This window comes from Candidatus Dedyshia acidiphila (genome assembly GCF_051025295.1).
Classification (GTDB): domain Bacteria; phylum Acidobacteriota; class Terriglobia; order Terriglobales; family Acidobacteriaceae; genus KBS-83.
Genome location: NZ_JBMGJV010000080.1, coordinates 1 through 4,330, shown reverse-complemented (window position 1 = coordinate 4,330; position 4,330 = coordinate 1). Strand labels below are relative to the sequence as shown.

The 4,330-nt window shown below is 61.7% G+C and carries 5 protein-coding genes; 3 read left to right on the top strand and 2 right to left on the bottom strand.

Features of this window, described 5'->3' with window-relative positions:
* Both rho and AC5IJH_RS18270 read left to right on the top strand, forming a co-directional pair.
* The coding region (rho, locus tag AC5IJH_RS18275; RefSeq protein WP_491904257.1) for a transcription termination factor Rho at positions 1-1,229 on the top strand (1,229 nt) is incomplete at its 5' end.
* 226 nt (positions 1,230-1,455) lie between these two features.
* A complete protein-coding gene (locus AC5IJH_RS18270; protein WP_491904256.1) occupies positions 1,456-1,713 on the top strand; it encodes a hypothetical protein in 258 nt (85 codons plus the stop codon).
* On the opposite strand, the gene AC5IJH_RS18265 is transcribed toward AC5IJH_RS18270, so the two are convergent.
* Both AC5IJH_RS18265 and AC5IJH_RS18260 read right to left on the bottom strand, forming a co-directional pair.
* Positions 1,710-2,555 (bottom strand): formate/nitrite transporter family protein, encoded by an 846-nt coding sequence (locus AC5IJH_RS18265; protein ID WP_491904255.1) that lies wholly within the window; start codon positions 2,553-2,555, stop codon positions 1,710-1,712. The genes AC5IJH_RS18270 and AC5IJH_RS18265 overlap by 4 nt on opposite strands.
* Before the next feature lie 29 nt (positions 2,556-2,584).
* The gene (locus AC5IJH_RS18260) at positions 2,585-3,100 is read right to left on the bottom strand and encodes a pyridoxamine 5'-phosphate oxidase family protein (protein WP_491904254.1); all 516 of its coding nucleotides are present in this window, start codon (positions 3,098-3,100) and stop codon (positions 2,585-2,587) included.
* 251 nt (positions 3,101-3,351) lie between these two features.
* Between AC5IJH_RS18260 and AC5IJH_RS18255 the strand changes: the two genes are divergently transcribed.
* A partial coding sequence (locus AC5IJH_RS18255) for a multiheme c-type cytochrome (RefSeq protein ID WP_491904253.1) occupies positions 3,352-4,330 on the top strand: 979 nt, incomplete at its 3' end.

The following is a 4,330-nucleotide window of genomic DNA, read 5'->3' as shown; positions in this document are numbered from 1 at the left end:
AAAAAAATATTACCGAGCTGAGCCGCATTGCGCGCACGCTTGAGATTCCCGGAGCCAGTGGGCTCCGCAAGCAAGATCTGATCTTCAAAATCCTCCAGGCACAGAGCGAAAAAGAGGGCCACATCTTCGCGGAAGGTGTGCTGGAAATCCTGCCCGACGGCTACGGATTCCTTCGCTCCCCGGATTACAACTACCTGCCCGGCCCCGATGACATCTATGTCTCGCCGTCACAGATTCGCAAGTTCGATCTGAAGACAGGCGACACGATCAGCGGCAATGTGCGGCCGCCGCACGAAGGCGAGAAGTACTTCGCGCTGGTAAAGATCGAAGCGATCAACTTCGAATCGCCAGAAGAGACACGCAACAAGATTCTGTTCGACAACCTGACGCCGCTCTATCCGGAAGAGCGCATCCGCATGGAGACGCTGCACGAGAATGCCAGCGGACGCGTGATGGATCTGCTGACGCCGATCGGCAAGGGCCAGCGCGGATTGATCGTAGCGCCGCCGCGCACTGGCAAGACCATGCTGCTGCAGTCGATTGCGAACTCGATCACGACGAATCATCCCGAAGTTGTGCTGATCGTTCTGCTGATCGACGAGCGCCCGGAAGAAGTGACCGACATGCAGCGCTCGGTGAAGGGCGAAGTGATCAGCTCGACCTTTGACGAGCCGGCTGCGCGCCATGTGCAGGTGGCTGAAATGGTGATCGAAAAGGCGAAGCGCCTGGTGGAACACAAGCGCGACGTGGTGATCCTGCTGGATTCGATCACGCGCCTGGCGCGTGCCTACAACACGATCGTGCCGCCATCGGGCAAGGTGCTGTCAGGCGGCGTGGATTCGAATGCGCTGCAGCGGCCGAAGCGGTTCTTCGGTGCGGCCCGCAACATCGAAGAGGGCGGCTCGCTGACGATTATCGCCACGGCACTGGTCGACACCGGTTCGCGCATGGACGAGGTCATCTTCGAAGAGTTCAAGGGCACCGGCAACATGGAAGTGATCCTTGACCGCAAGCTGGTCGACAAGCGTGTGTTCCCGGCGATCGATATTCAGCGCTCCGGCACACGCAAGGAAGAGTTGCTGATCCCGAAGGAGGATCTGCAGCGCATCTGGATCCTGCGCAAGGTGCTCAACCCGCTCTCACCCGTTGAGGCGATGGAACTGCTGATCGACCGGCAGTTTAAGACGCGGAACAATGCAGAGTTCCTGCAGAAGATGAACCAGCTCTAGACGGCTCAGGAACAAGCAACTGAGAGGCGGGGCGCAGAGGCTGTTCGACCTCTGCGCCTCTTACTTTTTCGAAGCAATTACTGAAGCCGGACGTTTGCTCGCATGCTCGCAGATTGGGAGCTACGTTCGCTTCCAGGCAGAAGCAGCGTTCTGCGCGAAATTGGCGAAGGTGCCTGCTTCTCTGCCTGTTTCCAGCACGGCACGGGGTCGCTCTGCCCTCCCCGCCGTGAGGGATCTGCTGATCCAACGAGAACTGAACACGATGGACGCACTGGTCAACATCATGCTCGGGTATGCGTTCGGCTTCATGCTGGGGGTGGGCTGCGCGCTTGCGGTGATGTACACCATCTGGACGGGCGGGTACCGGCGCGGGGTGGAGCATTCGCTGATGGAGCAGCCGCCGGAGCGGTTCACCAGCGCGCGTGCGTCGATTGAACGGCGGCGCGTGAAGACTGCGTCCAAGCCGATTGGGCCGGAGCGCTAGTCTTCCGCGACCTGGCCGTACTCGAGCATGGTGACCAGGCCGACGCCGCCCACGATGTTTCCAGCGACCGCTGGGCCGAGCCACCAGAAGTAGCGTGAGAGAGGCAGGCTGCCGTGCAGCACGGAGCCGAGGATTTCTCCACTGCTCGCGATCGAGTGCGCGAAGTGGCCAAGGCCGACGACGAAGGCAAGTAGCCAGATCAGCATCACAGAGCCGCTGATCGAGTGGCTGCCGCTGACCAGCCAGGCGACGAGAGCGATGATCCAGCCGCCCAGGATGGCGCTGCAGAAGATGGCCCCGAGCGAGTGGCTGACGTTCTCGACGCCGATGGCGGAGAGGCTCTCAACGTATTTCGGCTCGAGTGCATGGGTGCGCACCGCGAGTGCGGCGAAAGCCAGGGCACCGAGACAATTACAGACAAGAACGATGGCCCAGAGCCGCAGTGTGGACATGTAGTGCCGCCGTTCGCTGAGCACGAGCGCGACGGGATAGAGCGTGTTTTCGGTAAATAGCTGCGCCCGGCCGACGATCACGGCGATGAAGCCGACCGGGTACAGCAGGTAGGTGACGAATAAGGCCCAGCCACTGGTGCCCAGGTCGGCGCGCGCGATTGCCGTGGCGAGGCCCGTGAGGCCCATCGTGATGCCGCCGGCAAAGCCGGAGACGGCCAGCGCGCGTGCCGGACGCTTCAACTCCTGGCGCGCATTCTTCGAGACCTGCGCATAGATCTGCTGCGCTGTCGGTCGCTCGAGATCCTGCTGGACCTGAGGGGAGTCGGAGCTGTCCTCAGACTTGCGCGGTGTCTCCTGCGGCATGGTGCGAAGGGCTTGGCGTATGGGCATAGGAGACCGTGTCGGTGACGTACTGCTGACTAGGATGCTTTGGGCAGTACCGGCATGCGTGCGTGGTCGCTTACCTTGCCCTCGCCGCCACGAACGGCGCGCTCGAGGATGCGGAAGTTGCGGATGAGCGCGCTCGATGGAGCGTCCCAGTACTCGGCTTCTTCCACGCGCACGGTCAGGACGGTGATGTCCGGGTCGTCGACACCGTTCGGGAACCACGCCTTGAAGGTGGGGTGCCAGAGCTCGCGGATGCGATTGCGGTCGCGGTCCAGCCGGGCGCTGCCGCTCAGGCTGACAAACGTGCTCTTGTGCGTGTCGACGTAGGTGAGGTTGACCTGCGCGTTGTCTTCGACCTCTCCGATTTTGCCGGAGTGACCGCTGGTCAGGAACGAGAGTTCGCCATGGAAGTCATCCTGCTGCGTGGCCATGGGACGGCTGTAGAGGGACCCGTTGGGGTCGGTGGTGGTCAGCATGGCGACATGGATGTCCTTGATGAGGCTCCAGATCTTGTCGGTCGCTTCTGTTTGCGAATGCGGTTCGGACATGGGGAAGGGTGACTCCTTTCACAGGGGAACTACGTGGTTGGATGCGCGCCGTCGGATTGGGTCCGAGAGCGGGCGTGAGCGGATGAACACGGAGGCCAACCCTCGGGATGAGACGGTGGTCCATCGAAGGGTGGAATTGTGGAACTATCAATGTTTCCTTGCGTTTGCGCCGGTGCCATTGCTTGCGAGGCTTGCGTGCTGCCCGCTATAGTTCGAGTCGGTTCCCTCCGATGCTCCCCGAAAAACAGCCCATGCGCCGCACAGGTCCGACGAGCAGTGCCACACATCCCGGCGTGCGACGGATGCTGCTCGCTGTTGGCCTGGTGCTGGCACTGACCGGGGGGTTCAAGAGCATCCACGCGGGCGAACGTGTGGACGAGAAGCGCCAGCAGTACGCGACCCAGGTGGAGCAGACATACAGCTATCGCTTCGGCAAGGGGCAGCCATTTCTGCCCAGCAACGCGAAGATCGAGGGCGATACCTTTATCGAGGCCGGCGCGTTTCCGACGGCGCAGTATTGCCGTCACTGCCACGAAGCGACATACCACCAGTGGCGGCAGTCGCTGCATTCGAATTCATTCCGTACGCCGTTCTACACAAAGAACGTCGGCCTGCTGCAGAACACGAAGGGCATGGAGCTCTCGCGTCATTGTGAGGGCTGCCATAATCCGATCGGGCTGTTCTCCGGGCAGGTGACGCCTAACCCCGTGCACGAGAGCCGCGAGTTCGACCAGGATGGCGTCACGTGCATGGTGTGCCACTCGATCCAGAAGCTGCAGCCAACATATGGGCTGGGCTCGTTCGTAATGGGTGTGCCGGCAGTGATGGTGGACGAGCAGGGCAAGCCGATCCCGGGCGAAGTGAGCTATGCCGAGATCACGGCGCATGTGGACCGGCACAAGGCCGCGGTAATGAAGGATTTCTACCGCACGCCGGAGTACTGCGCGTCCTGCCACAAGGCGAATATTCCGGAGACGCTGAACGACTACAAATGGCTGCGCGCGATCGGGCTCTACGACGAGTGGCAGCAGTCATCGTTCGCAAAGCAGTCGCCACTGCCGTTCTATCGCAAGCCGGCCGTGTCCACGTGCCAGACATGCCACATGCAACGCGAGCAGGCAGTACAGGCGGATGTGTCGGCCAAGAACGGATCCGTGGTGTCGCACCGGTGGCTGGGCGGCAACACGGCGGTGCCGTTCCTGTATGGCTATGACGAGCAGCTGAAAAAAA